Origin of the sequence: Chitinophaga sp. (assembly GCF_036569185.1) — a bacterium.
GTDB lineage: Bacteria > Bacteroidota > Bacteroidia > Chitinophagales > Chitinophagaceae > Chitinophaga.
The window spans coordinates 1-13,650 of the sequence record NZ_DATCRD010000144.1 but is presented as its reverse complement, the minus strand read 5'-3'; the positions used below and the strand labels follow the sequence as shown (position 1 = coordinate 13,650).

The following is a 13,650-nucleotide window of genomic DNA, read 5'->3' as shown; positions in this document are numbered from 1 at the left end:
ATCAGGCATCATATTCCTCCAGCCACTCAAATAGAAATTCGCTCACATACTTCCCGTGTGAAGAAGAAAGCAACTGGCTGTCTGTGGGTAGAAATTCAGTAAAAGATATTCTTTTTGCATTCTCCGCCTTAATAAAATTCTTTACTAACAAGCGTACCAAAAGAGGGCTCTTGAAATGGATATACTGCGGTTTCCTGAACTCTTTTCTTTTGCCTTCCTTTTCATCGTATTCCAATAACTTTACGAAGACCTCTTCAGGAATATCATTTCTTTTACGCCATTCTGTTATTGCATAAAAGAGTGTTGCTTCGTCATTCATTCCTGAAAATGAAGAAAACTCCTCTATATTCACCTCCCAGCATTTTCTCCGTATAACAAGGTAGCTATTAAAAACCAGTCTGGGTTGAAAACTGATATTAGCATTGATTTGCCGCCTGGTCTTATCAGAAAGTATTTCCAGCAATATAAAATGGTTTCCGGGCTGGGGAACCGTAAAACAGCTGGACAAGAAACGGAATAAAGGGGAACGGCCCCTCAGATCCTGAAAATCCAGATTAAGGAAAACCACTTTCTTCCCGGATCTACTATCGTACAAATGAATATAATCCCTTTCCCGGTCGAACTTCACCATCAGGTTGCTCAATGACAGCACCTTGTCCGGCGACCGCATTACCTGCCCTCCGGGCGATTCAATTTCATAAGCAGCTATAGGCGGATGGATATTTGCATTGAAAAAAGAATTATCGCTATACTCGGCAAAAATACATTCCCCGTCTGTACAATTCTGCATCAATGCATTTCTGACCCCATTATTCTCGTAGTACAAAAACCGGCTGAACAACTTGCCAAATCCAGGAAAAAGCCCTGCATTCAACACAAATACCGGCTTTTCCGTGGAAATGCGATTACCCTCAAATCCACATTGGATAAAGGCGTTGAACGAGCTCCGGCTTATATAGTTTCTTATAACCGGCTTATTTACCAGGTTACTATTGGCACTTTCAATCCAGTCGCTGCTAATATGTATCTCTTCTCCTGAAGTATCCATTTTGCCTTCCAATTCTTCAAACAAGCAGTTTTGCCATTCCTCAATGGTTCTGTAGAAATTATGATCTTCCTCACTTGGCCCTTGTTCAGCTGCATTTCTGATACGGTAATATCTATCATAAAAGTCCAGCAAAGTAACTTCTTTGTCTGTACCGAACTCCTCCACAAAAAATCTCCTGAACTCATTACACTTGTGCGAATGAAGATTAATATACCGCAATGAGGAATTCAGCTTTGAAAGTATATCAGCCAGCTGCTCTCCGGTTTGCATATCTATATACAGGTCGTTTTCCAATACAGTTTCCTCATACAGTACGTTTTCCGGCGTAAATCCAAATATGGTGTTATTGCTGATTTCCAGGTTCCGATCTTCTTTTCCTGAACCGGCATCCTCCATGTCACTTCTTTTTTCCGGCATGCCTGCCGGCTCTTTCACGGCTTTTTCCACCGCCTTTTTTTCCCTTATCCTGAATGAGTAGTTGTTCATCGCCTCCCGCTCATGTTCAGGCAATCCTGCCGCTTTATGAAGCTCATAAAATGCATAAAACAAGGTGCGGTGTATTGCTACCAGGACTTCCCTTCTCTCTTTATAATTCTCCTTTACATTTCTGTATTGGGACAATAGTTGTTCTGCTTTTTCCAGCTGATCTGAAAACCTTGTAAGATGTTCATCTTCGCTATTGATCTCATTAATATGCTTTCTTAAAGCCGGTAGCCAATCCGGCTCCTTCCGGTTAGGCTTCAGGTCAAACTCCAGGAAACCGATAGTTACCAATTTATGAATGTAATTATCCAACTCTTCTTTTTCTGCATCAATTATACCCATCAGTTCTGTCACCAGTTCTCCAAACCTGATCGCCGGCTGCCTCTTATAAAGATCAAGGATAAAATCAATGATCTCTGAGCGGTCTAATTCCTGGAAAGATTCTGAATTATTAAAATTCAACAGGAAAATGATTTTCGTCCCGGTCACTTTACTCGTTGTATTCAACCGGATGAACTGGTACTGAACAAACGGGTCAAATTTTAGCAGCAGGTGCTGTATTTTCCTGAGCATATAATTGCTTAGGTTAACAAAAGATGCTAACTGCTTTTCCTCAGCCAGTAATCCTTTTGGCGCTGCCGGCTGAAATGCCGAGAATCCGATATTATTAAAAGAACTGAATGGAGAAGTTTTGGTGACCATTCTTGAATAATACTTCAATAGCCCTATCTCAACATTATTCTTCCTGTTAAGCAGTTTTCTTTTTTCTGTATCAATATATTTTTCTGCAGACTGTAATAAATCATGACTTCCCAACAGCAGGCCGTTCAATAAATTGTTATTATTAATGATATTTTGAAAACGATTTTCAATGTTCTCCATTTCCTCATTGTAAACATCGGAAAGCTCCGTTTTCCTGTTGTCTAACAGTTCCAGCTGTTGTTGATACAACAGCACACTATTCAATAAATGTTCCGGAACACAGGAACTCAGTTGCAGGATCAGGGATGCGCTGCTCTTCCGTTGGTTGAAGATATTCCTCTTTACCGTGATAACACCCTTCTTCACTTCATATTCCTCTGTAATACTTATGACCTGGTACAGCGAATCACACAAGTTATTCTTCAATACATCAATCTGGTCTTTCAGCCGGTAAATATCATTCATGCAAGCCCATAGCTTTTCCGCATTCAATGCCCCTAGTAATGTAACAGGCTCCCCACCGATACGCAACAGTGCATATGGAAAAAATGTTGCTTTCATTGTACATTTGCTTTATTTAGAATGCTGATAAGCTGGCTGAATATACGATCACTTATGCTCAGATTGGAAGTGATTATTTCCGCGCTTCCCTGCATTTCCTGTTTAAACGGAATTATTTTCTTATAGTTACTTGCCAGGCCATTGGGCAACGATATAGTAACGATGTAATTATTATTGACAGGCACAAGAGAAATAGACTCTACCCTGCCGGTTAATGAACCATATTCAGTGAAAGGGAAATTATCGAGTTTTATATTAACCCGTTGGTTCAAGGCTAATTTTCCTGAACCGGCTGTTGGCACAACCGCCTGGCAATAGTAGGCATTTACCGGGGGAATTATCTTAATCACCTGTTGGCCTTCGCTAACAAGCTGTTCATTGGCCCAAACCGCCAGCATATTTACAGTACCTGCCATAGGTGCCGTAAGCAGATACCTGCTTTCCCAATCGGCAATCTTAGCCTGTACGGACCGGACAGATTCGCTTAAAGTAAGCAACAGCATTTTCTCCTTCTCCAGCTTACTTTTATTTAGCTGCAGTAACTGGAATTTTATGTTAGAGGATTGAATAATGTTCCCTGACACCAATGTTTTAGAGTTCTCACTGGCAATCAGGGCCTGGAAGTATGCCTGCTTTGAATTCAGGTATGCTTCATTTGAGATCACCTTCTTTTGAAGCAGGATAGAATCATCTGCCAGTCTCTTTGCCAGGATCAATTTATTTTCTTCTGCCGCTTTCAGTTGCTTTTCTATGCTTTCGTTTATGGTGCCATAGGTATTGAGTTGCCCGCCCAGTGATTGCAGTTCTTTAGCCGTTAGGTCCAGCGAGGTATACATACGTAATCCCTGGATATTCTTTACCACATCAGAAAAATATGGTTGCAGTTCTCCCAGGTTTAAGTCATTTCTCAGATCAAGCCTCCAGATGCTGTCAATATCCGGTTGCTGCAAAGCATTGGTTATTTTCGTGGCCAGCTGCTTTAAGTAAACAACGTCATTATATTTTACAGGATTGTCTATACCGCCAAGGATGTCGCCTGGTTTTACCTGTTGCTGATCTTTTACCAACAGGAATATTCTTCCGGATATTTTAGACACCACAGGCAGAGGAGGTACTTTGGTAGTAATTACTACTCTTGAATAGATGACATACGGATATTTAATAATGGTTGATAAAACAATAAACAGCATCATGACTATAAATACGACCATGATCCCACGCCTTACTATCCAGGAAGGCACCTTCCCCATTATTTCCTGCATTTCCTCGCTCCTTAGTTCTATATCCTGCCCGGCAGCAGGTTTGTTGCCATTTTCCATATTGCACCCGGTTATTTTTGTTGTCAGTGAAAATAGTCCTCAAATAAATTCAACAGGATATAAGCAATAAAAGACTCATCGATATTATTAATTCCCAGCCTGTTATTGGTCATATGCATGTAGCTTTCATAAATACCCGCTATCATTTCTTCTTTTTCTTCCTCTTCTGAAAAGAGATCAGATAGCTGGCGATCAACTATTTTTATATGCTCCACCCATCCTGCCATCCAGAAAAGCGGCTCCTCCCTGAGGTCCATATCTGAAGCGGCTGATAATACTCCCATATTAGCCATCAGCACATCCCGTTGTTTTTCATATGCTTTATTAAAGGCCGTCAATATTACCTCCCGTTCTACGCCGGGGCATAAATACAGGAAATGCGCCAGCCAGCCTTCATGCACTTTGCTTACAAGTGCGGTTTTTACTTCGGTCGACAGGTTAATAGTTTGCAGGAAAGCCAGGTGTATCCTTATTGCGCTGCCAAGGGAATCTGCATACACCCAATTATCCTGGCTTCTCAAAAGCGACAATACCAGATTTGAAGACATCATGAAGTGCCTTTCAGCAATACCAATAGCCACCGGCCCACCATATCTTTCTACTTCAGGTTCATATTCCACATTTGTTATGGATAACAGGGAAAAACCCTGCTGCTCACTGTTTCCACGCATTGTATGATGCAGGGAGCCGGCTACTTCTGTAGCCAGTACATCAAAATTTATCCCTTCTGCCGGTAATATCCTGATCCTGATATGCGGCGAGGGATCAAAATACCTGATAAAAAAATACCTGTCATATTTATCCGTGATTCCTTCCAACAGTGGCATTAAAATATTCTCCAGGAAGATATTCATATCTCCTTCTATACCCACGTGAATAGAAATCCAATTCCCTGTTGTCCCGTTCATTTATTCTCTAATCTAACTGGTGTAACAATATAGCCCCTATCCCGGAGTAAGCTGATCAAACCTTCATTACTTCCGGCGAACAAATGTCCGGCTCCCACAGCAATGAAGCATGAACCCTGTTTCAGAAGCGGAAGCAGTTTACTGATCCATAAGCGGTTCCTCTCCAGCACATTGCTAAGATCGTCGCTTTCTTCCTCTATCCTGTCAGTTCCATAATCTCTTAAACCGGTTTTATATAAGTTAATATATGCCAGATGTTCATCGCGTTTTTTTTGCTCGCCGGCCGACATATTCACATTATCAATCCACCTGATCAATTGTACAATAACGCCACAAAAAGAACCGGGGCCTTCTGTAAAGTTTATCCCCGAAAGGCCCTCAACATTATCCAGTCCGATCATAAACTTCCCTTCGCCAGTCGCATAGTCTATTAAAGCCTTATCCATTCCTGTATCCTCCCTGACCACTCCTAAAGGTTTTATCAACTGGTACTCCAATGAATAGCACATCAGCATAATCAAACCGATCTGTTCAGAGAATGAAGTCGCCTCATTTAAAACATCTGTTGGTTTCTCCACCCAGCCTACCTGGAGGAAATGATCATTGACAAGAGTGGTATCCGCACCAAAAAGCTCCGCAGCTGTTTTAACAGGCTTATTCACGCTGATGCTATCGATCAGCGAGCCTGCAGTGGTATCTTTACCCGTATATGATTCGCATATGAAAGTCCTGCATTCCTTAATGTAACGGTATAACACCGGGTTAGCATCTACCCAGCTCTTTCCAAATGGGTGACAGGTACCGAGTAAATAAGAAGTTTTAACTGCTCCCGGGGCTTTTATCTTCCACAACACTGATTGTACAGATGGCTGAACAACAGCTTGGGCGATAGTTTGCCCCGGCCGAAAAAAAGACAGCATAAAAAAGATGGATAAGCACTTCAAATACACAAAAAATATTTAAATGATTATAATTCCAATTGATCCTTTACCAGGCTGTAATATGGGCCCATTTTACCTAGCAGCTCCTTGTGTGTGCCCATCTCCTTAATTACTCCTTTATCCAGCACCACGATCTGGTCCGCATTACGTATAGTACTTAGCCGGTGGGCTACAATCACCACCGTTTTGTTTTTCAGAAATTCCGACATGTTTTCAATAATTGTTTTCTCATTATGTGCATCCAGCGCATTTGTTGCTTCATCCAGGAAAACATATTTGGGATTTCTGTACACCGCCCTCGCAATCTGCAACCGTTGCTTCTGGCCATGACTGATGCCATTTCCATTCTGCCCGACTTTTGTATTGTATTTCAGAGGTAATGACTCAATAAACTCTTTAATATTTGCAACCTCTACTGCACGAAGGAGCTTATCTTTATTCACTGTTTCATCAGCCACAGAAATGTTGTTGGCAATGGTATCCGAGAACAGGAATCCATCCTGGGAAACATTACCACAGAAGGAGCGCCAGTAACGGCTGTCGATCAGTTCAAGATTTGTGTTCGATACGTGAATATCCCCTTTTGTGGGTTTATAAAGTTTCAATAGTAATTTCACCAGGGTGGTTTTACCGGATCCGCTGGTTCCAACAATAGCTGTTATCTTATTCTCGGGAATAGTGAGTGTAATATCTTTCAGGACTTCAGCTGAAGACGGCCCTCCATATTGGAAGGTTACATTATTGATATAAATATTTCCATCTTCCGGCATTTCATTCTCTACCAACTGATCATATTGTTGCTCATTTTTCACTCCATGTACTTCATTAAGCCTTTCAAGCGCAATCCTGGTATCCTGTAAAGAGAGCACCAAACTAATTGCCTGGCTTATTGGCCCACTTAGCTGTCCAATGATATAGGAGATGGAGAGCATCATCCCGAGTGTGATTTCACCGGTCAATACCGATTTGGCCGCATAATAGGAGATAAAGATGTTCTTCACCTGGTCGATGAAAAAGGCCCCGGTTTGCTGGATCTGTCCCAATCTCAGGCTTTCTATAGATATCTTAAACTGGTTCACCTGTACTCTTTCCCATTCCCATCTCTTCTTCTGCTCACAGTTCTGTAGTTTTATTTCCTGTACCCCCTGTAATAACTGGAGCAAGGCATTCTGTCGTTCAGACGATTGCGTAAAGGACTTATAGTTGAGCCTTTTCCGTTCCTTCAGAAAAAGGATTGTCCACAGGAAATAAATAGCATTGCCTGCCAGGAATATCAAAAAAATGGGGAGGTTATAATAGATTAATATAATCCCGAAGATAATGAAGTTAACAGCTGAGAATATCAGGCTCAAAGCCGTACTGGTGAGAAAGTTCTGTATGGTGCCATGATCTCCGATCCTTTGGATAATATCTCCCGTACTTCTCGCCTCAAAAAAAGAATAAGGCAGTTTTAAAGTTTTGATAAGAAAATCGGAAATAATGGAAAGGCTTATACGGGTTCCCATATGAAGGAATATCCAACCTTTAATATACTCCACCAGTAATACGCTTGTTTGCAATACCAGCTCAGAAATCAATATCAGGTTAATAAAGCTCAGGTTCTGCTGATTGATACCGATGTCGATCATTGATTGTGACAGGAATGGGAATATCAACGCAAAAATGCTGCTAAGGATCATGGCGAAGCCTAACTGTACAAAGAGGGATTTATAGGGTTTCAGGTAAAGCAGGTAATGTCTTAACCTGGCTTTATGTTCTGCTTTTTCCTCTTCATGAAGATAGAACTCGGGAGTAGGCTCCAGGAAAAGTGCCAATCCAACATCTTCTCCGTTTATTTTTGTGTTAAGCCATGCCTTTTTAAGAGTTGGAATATCTATTGTAACCAACCCCGATGCCGGATCAGCAACATATACCTTTGTTTTGCTGATCTTATAAATAACGACAAAATGGGATTGTCTCCAGAAAGCGATAAACGGCAAGGGAGCGTCTTTTATGAAGTTTTCAAGCGGCAGAGTGGCATTCAGGGTCCTGAATCCGATACTTTCGGCTGCCTCGCTCAGTCCCCTCATAGAAACGCCTTCCCTGCTTATATAGCAGTAATCTCTGAGCGTCTGCAAAGAGTATTTTTTTCCATAGAATTTTGCCACCATCTGTAAACAGGCAGCACCACAATCTTTAGAATCGAACTGAGAGAAAAAAGGGAACTTCATTATAAATACCTATTGGAAGATGATCATTGATTGTGTAAAACAAAAGCTGCACTATTGCTTTCAGGTATCATATTTAAATATCACTTTGCCAAACCTTTCCTGGTTCAGATAAGTGTTAAAAATAAAATCCCCGGCAGATGCTGCACCGGAAAAAACAGTATCTACAGCCACCTTTAGCGCCTCGTTTTCATAGTCGTTCAAAGCCTGCCTGATATTTCCGGTATCTCCCAGGCAGTTGCCTATAACAGAAAGGTTATTCCGGATGATCAGCGTAGCCAGGCTGCTGGCATCAATCATTCCTTCTCCTTCAGTGGCTACACCCGGATGCTGATTCCGCAAACCGCATGTAAGATACCTTCCATACGGCAGCAGGTATATGGCTATCCTGGGAAAATATACATCAAAAAAAGGATCAAAAATCACGTCAAAACCGGCTTGCTCTTTTAACAGGGTTGAAAATTGGGGATTATCTGCAGGCATTTCATTGCGGCCGATTTCAATCACTTTTTCCACTCCCATCTTCATCAGTTTCTCCTTTGCTCCAGGTGAAGAAGTGAGCACTGTTACATCAGCCTTCAGCCCCAGTAAAGCGTTAATAAGAAATAGAGAAGTATTCGAAGATCCGGCTGTAACCAGTATCTTATCCCCCTTTTTCAAATGAGCTTTTCCGATCATACTGTAGCTGGTTTGTGCGCCCACAGAAAATCCCGCGGCAACTTCCACCGGCATGCTTTGTGGTATCTTCACCAACTTGTGCTCAGGAAATATTTCTATCTCCTTAGAGGCAGTATTGCTTGGAATACCACTGACAGCCTGCCCATTTATGTAAGCGATATCTGCATTGGGGATCACCCTGTCGCCAGGAGCCAATTTCTTAACCCCCTTTCCGACTGCCATCACCGTAGCTACAAAATCAGATCCGAAAGGAAAATAAGTATAACTGTCCGGCGACTTCTCAAAAAATTCACCGGCTTTTAAAATGAGTGGCAGATCCCTGAAGTTTACGGAAAATGCGCTCTTCCTTACCAATACATGATATTCATTGGCCGAACAACCTGCATCAAAAGCCGTATCTTCAGATTCTACCATTCCCAGGTTCACCAACTGCCCGAACAGGGATACAGTGGCCGCGCCGGACTTTTCGTATTCCCCTGCTAATGCAGTACTGATAACAGCAATATTCCTCATATCTTTCTTTTACAGGGAAGTAATAATATGTTTAAGTGTTTTAATCCTGTTTTCCATCAGGAAGCCACTTTCGTTGATAGGATGATTCTTACCCGGGCGACTTCCTTTTTTACTTATAACCTTTTTTATTGCGCTACTTAATTCCGATCCGCTTTTCGCAGCTACCATGTGGGTAGCTGTTCTTTCATTAAAGGTTTTCACCATACCGGCCGGAATAGCTCCCTTCGAAATAATAAGCGGCGTATCGCTGACTAAAGCGTCGAGATAGAGCCGGCACTTACCTTCCCGGGAAGCGGGTACGGAAACAGCCACACTGGCTACCTTAAGCAACTCATAGAAATAGCTGATATCCGGCTCTCCGATAAAAGTGACCTTTTCCCACATTTCAGGGTACCCGGATATCAGACGGCAAACATCTCCACTACCCCAGACAATCACTTTCAACGCGTTATTTAAAGCTGCATTACGCCGAAGAACGTTTAACAGGTGTAATATTCCCGCACTCTCCAGGTCCTTTCCCCAGAAAAGCAATATCTTTTTGCTGTTATCGAATATCGCACGTTTATTTTTCAATACGGCAGCGGCATTTATCATACTATTGGCTAGCGGGAACTCACCCATTTGCCCAATGGTGAATATTTTCTGCAGATATTTCTGCTGACCGGCCGATTGAAAAAGCACTATGTCCGCGTTTTCAATTCCTGATTTCATCCCTGCAAATACTGCCTTGTCTGCATTGGCAATCGTTTCCTTTACGCCTGCCACAAAATCGTCGTCTGCAAAGCAACCCATTTTCCCACCGGTTTTCTTCTTCGCAAGCGCTGCCAGGGGCAGCAACAAATTACTGCCGGTAAAAAAGAGCTGTTTGTGGTCTGTTCCTGCAAACAATACCTCATCGATCACGAGAAGATCTATTATCCTGCTGAAATAAGAGAGCTGCTCCTGGTCATTTAAATTTTCCAGCTTTTGAAAAGTATTGGGCAGGGCGAGATGATAGTTGTTGAACCGTTTTCTTCCGGCTGCAATACGATCACCAACATAATAAGAAATATCATGTCCGATAGAAATAATGTTTATCCGGAGCTCTTTCATCTTTAAAGAACTGATCACATGATGCAGGAAGCTGCCGGTGTCTTCTTTTCTTAAGAAAAAATTCAATATTGTCACGGTATCAGGTTAAATGATTAACATATAATTAAAAGATCTTCCCAATTAAAACACTTTTCCTTCATATAAGATAAAGTGGCTAATCCCAGGCCACCCAAACCTGCAATTCCCAGGTCTTTCCTGTTATAGGCTGCTGCTGTTGAAAACAGGTCTATTGTTCTGTTAAAATGATAGTCACGCAGCAACCGTATGTCTTCTGTCGCATGCCTGTTATACAGGATATTGAGGGTAGAAAGAAATCTTACATCCACCACATATGGATCATTGTCTATACTTTTCCTTCGCTTATCTTCTCTCCATTGCCTGATAAGCCCCAGGCTGCTATCCATATCTCTTCCTATCAATTCAGCATCAATACCGGGATAGGCCAGAATGGATGTAAAAAAGGTTAACACAGCCCTGAACATAGGTTCCAGGTCATCTGTTTTTTCTGCGAACTCAAAAAGGTGCCGGAGGAATGTTGGTGTATTGGCAGCAACTCCGATGACATGTTCCCTTACCTGGTTACAAAATTCCGGGTATTTCTCCCCGCATCCTTTCAACATAACAGCCACCATACCACATATATGGTACAGGTAACAAATATGCTCCCTGTCTTTTTTGGGCACCCGTTTCTCTCTCACAGCATCGGAAAGTTGTTTGAGCAACATATGGGTGCTTTCCAGGAAGGTGATAATTTTGTCTTTTACCACGAGATAATCCAGCTCATCTTCCCTGCTGGGGTTGGGTACCTTCCTGAATTCATTCCACGAATTAAAAAACAAAGCCGTACCACAACTTTCCACATCCGGCTCGCGGAAGATGCCTCCGGGAAGTTTTATTATTGACTTTTCCAGGTTCCCCCAAAGACTGTCTCCCTCGATAAAATCATTCTCCACCAGGTTCCGGAATCCTTGTGCTATCCCAAAAACACCACTTGAAAATGGCCTCATGGAATATTGTTTGAGATCCTTTGTAATATTGAGCACAAGACTATTGGCAAAATCAAAATAGATGTCGGTTTGCTTATACCATTTGTCGTAGTTATAAAGAAAAATTGCTGCTCCCATCTTCCCATAATAAAGCCCTGAATCTTTTTGAAATCCGGCGTTTATCAGCATTGATTTCGCTATCTTTTCCAGGATCGGGCCAGGATCCCTTTTTTTGAGTGCATTCTTCATCCGTTAATTAGCAAGTTTGTTATCAGATAAAATAATGATTCCACTTTTTATAAATTCGGCAATTTGTTGTTGCAGTAGCTCTCCCGCCAATGCCTGTGTTTCCGGTGAATTGTCCAGTTCCAGGCAAAATCTTTCAAGGGCGGATGAGAAATCAGCGGGAGTTCTGAACAGCTCAAGGGCGCCGGCAGCCAATCCATTCAGGAATTGCTGCCTGCAGCCATCCGGCTTTTCTATTACCAGGTAGGTAGTATTTTCCTGTGGCACATTTTCAGGCCCATTACCTGCATCATTGCCCTGAAAATGAAGATGTACGCAGGGATTCACAACGAGTGAAATATTTTCCGTTTGTAAAAACGATTCAAGTGTTGATGCTGCCTGCTCCTGAATAAATTTATTATAGGCATTTACAAATGAAAAGCTCTTTATATTGTTATTGTGGTACAACAAACTCAGATCCCTTCTCAGCACATTTTTAAACCCGTTCAGTTCTTCCCTGCTGTTGTTTCCTTGTCTTTCCAACAGATACTTAATAATACCTGTTTTATCCGGCAGGCTGCGCAAATCTGCCCAGGTTAGCTCCCCGATGGGGTTTGGCGACAATTGCTGATAAGCTTCCGGAAAAGAACCACGCAGGATGGAGTTGAATAATGTTTCATCGCTGATAACAGCATACCGTCGGTGATCTCTTTCCAGTTTATAATGGAAAATATTTTTCATTTCCTTTCCGTTTACCAATAACAGGTACAAATAGCCTATACCCGCAATACCGTTGAAAAAGCTGAGGTCCTCCACTGATTCCAGATAAAACCCGGAATGATAATATCCTTTGGCATCCCTTCCCTGCAGGCTTAAATTGGCTATTGCAACTGATTTATTCAAAAACTCCTTTTTACCGGTTACTTCAAAGGAAGTATAATACACCAGGGCGTTTCCGCCCTGACCATGGCAAATAGTGAAGCTTGAGTTTAAGTTGGCCTCTGCTGCGCTGCTATTGAGGCGTCCCATGGCATCAATAGCCTCTCTTGTAGATATATGTTGTAAATCGCCGGTATTATCTGCTATCTGCAACCTGGATAAGAGGCATCCGGATGCACCATGGCACCAGGCTACCATATCGGAATGACAATTATTAAAAAAAGTAAGATCGCCCTGCAATATTTTTTCCTTATGATGCAGGTAATCGGACTGTCCATAAATTCCCAGACGGAAATCAGGCCAGTTGTTATTTACTGTATCAAAATGAATATCCTCGTACCGGAGCGCCATAAGGCCAATCCTGGTAAGTAAGGGGCTTTTGAAATATTCCCCTGCCTGCACCAGCACTGTGCCTACCCCGCTGCTTCCATGAGCCATTCCGCATAATCCTTTGATCTGGTAACCGTTCCTGTTCCAGTACACCCCTTCCCTGTAAACGTGCATGTGTTCCAGGAGGTAGCAGAGCGAGCCTGTAATTAGGGGCACCAGGGAATCCCTTCCCGTTAAATCATATACATAAAGCAGCCCCTGAACGCAACCAGCTACTCCGGCAAGCATATCGCAATTTCCCACATTTCCTCCTGCAGGCACCTCGTACTTTCCGAGTAATATCAACCCTGCTTCAACTAATGCAGGTTCATTAAGCAGATTCCCTGCCCTTATTAATGTATAAGCGATACCCGAATTGCCGCAAAAAAAAGAAAAGTTCCTGCCCGTTTCTTTCTCCGTCTTTTCCTTAAGCTCCCAGGAGGCACTTCTGATACAATCCAGGTAGGTGGACGTTCCTGTAATGTTATATAACTCTATCAGGAACAGAATAATTCCCGCAGACCCAGAATAGATATCCGTATCGTATACCTTAAAAGCAAGCCCGTCTTCAATATCATATGTTTCCCAATAAATGCCATCGGATCCGTTCCTGCTTTCTCTGACAAGCTGATCCCCGATAGCAACAGCAGCCGCCAGATAGAGATTATTTTCCATTTTT

9 protein-coding genes are annotated in these 13,650 nt (G+C 42.3%); all 9 read right to left on the bottom strand.

Going from position 1 to position 13,650, the window contains the following annotated elements; genetic code table 11:
* Position 1: 1 nt before the first annotated feature.
* Positions 2-2,794: a lantibiotic dehydratase gene (locus VIM72_RS10155; protein ID WP_332002723.1), complete on the bottom strand. Its 2,793-nt coding sequence runs from the start codon at positions 2,792-2,794 to the stop codon at positions 2-4.
* Positions 2,791-4,113, bottom strand: coding sequence for an HlyD family secretion protein (locus VIM72_RS10150; protein ID WP_332002722.1), 1,323 nt, complete (start codon positions 4,111-4,113; stop codon positions 2,791-2,793). The genes VIM72_RS10155 and VIM72_RS10150 overlap by 4 nt, the downstream gene beginning before the upstream one ends.
* A gap of 23 nt (positions 4,114-4,136) precedes the next feature.
* On the bottom strand, positions 4,137-5,021 hold the full coding sequence (locus VIM72_RS10145) for a thiopeptide-type bacteriocin biosynthesis protein (protein WP_332002721.1): 885 nt from the start codon (positions 5,019-5,021) through the stop codon (positions 4,137-4,139).
* Positions 5,018-5,941, bottom strand: coding sequence for a TraB/GumN family protein (locus tag VIM72_RS10140; RefSeq protein WP_332002720.1), 924 nt, complete (start codon positions 5,939-5,941; stop codon positions 5,018-5,020). The genes VIM72_RS10145 and VIM72_RS10140 overlap by 4 nt, the downstream gene beginning before the upstream one ends.
* A gap of 47 nt (positions 5,942-5,988) precedes the next feature.
* Entirely contained in the window at positions 5,989-8,172 is a 2,184-nt protein-coding gene (locus VIM72_RS10135; protein WP_332002719.1) for a peptidase domain-containing ABC transporter, read from the bottom strand.
* A gap of 60 nt (positions 8,173-8,232) precedes the next feature.
* Positions 8,233-9,360 (bottom strand): zinc-binding alcohol dehydrogenase family protein, encoded by a 1,128-nt coding sequence (locus VIM72_RS10130; protein WP_332002718.1) that lies wholly within the window; start codon positions 9,358-9,360, stop codon positions 8,233-8,235.
* 9 nt (positions 9,361-9,369) lie between these two features.
* Positions 9,370-10,527, bottom strand: a complete 1,158-nt coding sequence (locus tag VIM72_RS10125) for a glycosyltransferase (RefSeq protein WP_332002717.1) — start codon at positions 10,525-10,527, stop codon at positions 9,370-9,372.
* Positions 10,528-10,544: 17 nt separating this feature from the next.
* On the bottom strand, positions 10,545-11,576 hold the full coding sequence (locus tag VIM72_RS10120) for a hypothetical protein (RefSeq protein WP_332002716.1): 1,032 nt from the start codon (positions 11,574-11,576) through the stop codon (positions 10,545-10,547).
* Between the two features lie 114 nt (positions 11,577-11,690).
* The coding region (locus tag VIM72_RS10115) for a lanthionine synthetase LanC family protein (RefSeq protein ID WP_332002715.1) at positions 11,691-13,650 on the bottom strand (1,960 nt) is incomplete at its 5' end.

Coding starts and splice junctions, on each gene's coding strand:
- VIM72_RS10155 (WP_332002723.1), bottom strand. CDS start 2,794: ATGAAAGCAACATTTTTTCCATATGCACTGTTGCGTATCGGTGGGGAG.
- VIM72_RS10150 (WP_332002722.1), bottom strand. CDS start 4,113: ATGGAAAATGGCAACAAACCTGCTGCCGGGCAGGATATAGAACTAAGG.
- VIM72_RS10145 (WP_332002721.1), bottom strand. CDS start 5,021: ATGAACGGGACAACAGGGAATTGGATTTCTATTCACGTGGGTATAGAA.
- VIM72_RS10140 (WP_332002720.1), bottom strand. CDS start 5,941: ATGCTGTCTTTTTTTCGGCCGGGGCAAACTATCGCCCAAGCTGTTGTT.
- VIM72_RS10135 (WP_332002719.1), bottom strand. CDS start 8,172: ATGAAGTTCCCTTTTTTCTCTCAGTTCGATTCTAAAGATTGTGGTGCT.
- VIM72_RS10130 (WP_332002718.1), bottom strand. CDS start 9,360: ATGAGGAATATTGCTGTTATCAGTACTGCATTAGCAGGGGAATACGAA.
- VIM72_RS10120 (WP_332002716.1), bottom strand. CDS start 11,576: ATGGGAGCAGCAATTTTTCTTTATAACTACGACAAATGGTATAAGCAA.